Annotated in this window: 1 protein-coding gene and 1 pseudogene; one reads left to right on the top strand and one right to left on the bottom strand. The window is 57.0% G+C overall.

Annotated elements, in window-relative coordinates; genetic code table 11:
* Window positions 1–118: 118 nt before the first annotated feature.
* Window positions 119–583, top strand: a pseudogene (locus ACR3FF_RS26885) (transposase); the annotation flags it as partial.
* Between the two features lie 322 nt (window positions 584–905).
* Here ACR3FF_RS26885 and ACR3FF_RS26880 read toward each other — a convergent pair.
* On the bottom strand, window positions 906–1,946 hold a 1,041-nt coding region (locus tag ACR3FF_RS26880), incomplete at its 5' end, for an IS4 family transposase (RefSeq protein WP_458191131.1).

The raw sequence follows: 1,946 nt of genomic DNA, 5'->3' as shown, positions 1-1,946 counted from the left end.
TCAGTCTGTGTGAGCAAGCGGTCGAGATCGTCCTCACCCAGGTGTCGGACGATCTCTTTCTCCCGTCCAGTCATTACCTTCCCTACTCAGAGTCCACCTAAATCTTCTGTGAAGCACTATCGGGGGAGGCGGGTTCGCCGAGTGGGCAATGCTTACACTGCACGCACTGCGAATTGAGCTCGGAAAATCCTACCACCAAACGATCGACTTGCTGAGCGAAATGCCTGGCGTTCTCGACGAAATTGGCCTCACGCGGTTACCTCACTTCACGGTTCTTCGCGATTGGTTCGAGACGATTCCGATGGCTCGCTGGCGTGCGTTTCTCCGCCGAAGCGCGGAGAAACGCACTGGCCATGCTGCCATCAACTCGACAGGATTCGATCGTGACCAGCTCTCGCGTCACCACGCCCAGCGGGCGCATTACCGTGTTCGGACGCTGAAAGTCACCGCGTTAGTTGATGTCGAAACTCTGTACGTCACCGACGTCCACGTCTCGACAAAAACACCGTCTGATTTCAGAATCGGCCCGCAGGTCATCCGCCGAAACGCGGGTGACCTGCGCTCGGTGGCCGCAGACCGAGGGTCACGATCGATAGACGACGCGTGTGAAAAATGATCCTGTGAGAAGGAAACCTATATCTCCATCACTTTCCGGCACGTCGCGAGCGTACTTAGCACAGCCGCAACAAATGACGCTGGCATCCGTTCTAGGCTAATCCCGCTGTATCCAGGACGGCAGAACCAGAATTCCGGTCGTTGGTTGGGATAGTACAGTCAGTCGCAGAGAACTGTTTCCAGATTGGGATGGCTTTAGGAGCGCTCACGGGGGTGAGCGCTCCGAACCACCACCTGAGTCAGAACGCTGTCACTGGGGATCCTCACGACTCCACCCCGTTCAGGGGGAGTTACGCGAGGTCAGCTTCGAAGGGATCGTGCTTGACCCGCTCTAACAGCAGGGAGCGGTGAGCGTTCGGATCCAGCGCATTATTCAGCAATGATTCAATGAGGCTCGGTGGCTCGTAGCCGAGTCGCTCGGCGACTCGGCGGAGGATTCGATCACTTCGCCGGCTGAACGCCCGTGCCCACCGTTCCCGGGGCAGCAGCGACGACGCGTCAACGTCGTCGTCGCTGCGATCTTCTTGCTGTTCTTCGATGATCTCGATGAACAGCTCCCTGAGCGTGCGGCTAATCACAAGTGAGAGCAACCCGATGAGAATCAATGCTTCCACGACTTCGGGCTTGCTGGAGGTGACTTCGTCAAGCCCGTACACTCGTTTCAGCTCTCGAAACAGGAGTTCGATCTCCCAGCGCGCCTGATAGAGCTTCGCGATATCAGGCGCGCGATACTCCTCAGCCGGCAGATTCGTGATGTAGAGGTGATAGTGTTGATCCTCTTCGTTCCAGACGCCGACGACACGAAACGCCTCAACGGCACGCGAAGCCGTGCCGTTGTAGACGCGCCGTTTGAACTCGACTTCACCCTTGACGTCGATGACGTCTCGGTGAAGATCGCCCAAGATCTCCTGGATCTGCTTTCCTTTCAGGGAAATGGCGTTGCCACACCATTCCCTGAATTCGTCGGTGATTTCGGGGTTTGCGTTGGGTTTGAGTCGCGTAAGGAACCACCCGCCGTTGGCATCGATGAGATCCATCGTACGGTAGTCGAAATAGGCTTGATCGAACAACAGCAGGGCGTTCTCAACCCATGGACCGGTCGAGAGTTGCGTTGACTCGTGTGTACGCGCGTCTGTGATGGTGAACTCGGTTGGAAGTCCTGTGCTGACGGCTTCGACCACGTGGAGCTTCGCTCCAGCGTGGTCGTCGCCATACCCTGGAAACACGCCTAAGAGGGACTGATACAGCGTTATCACGGTCATATCGACGATGAAGACTTCACGGAACCGGTCGAATCGACCCTGGAGACGGTCTTCCTGCTGTTCGAGGTC

Source organism: Haladaptatus ordinarius, from assembly GCF_054177595.1.
The sequence above is the reverse complement of the archived record's forward strand: the minus strand, read 5'-3'. Positions and strand labels throughout refer to the sequence as shown.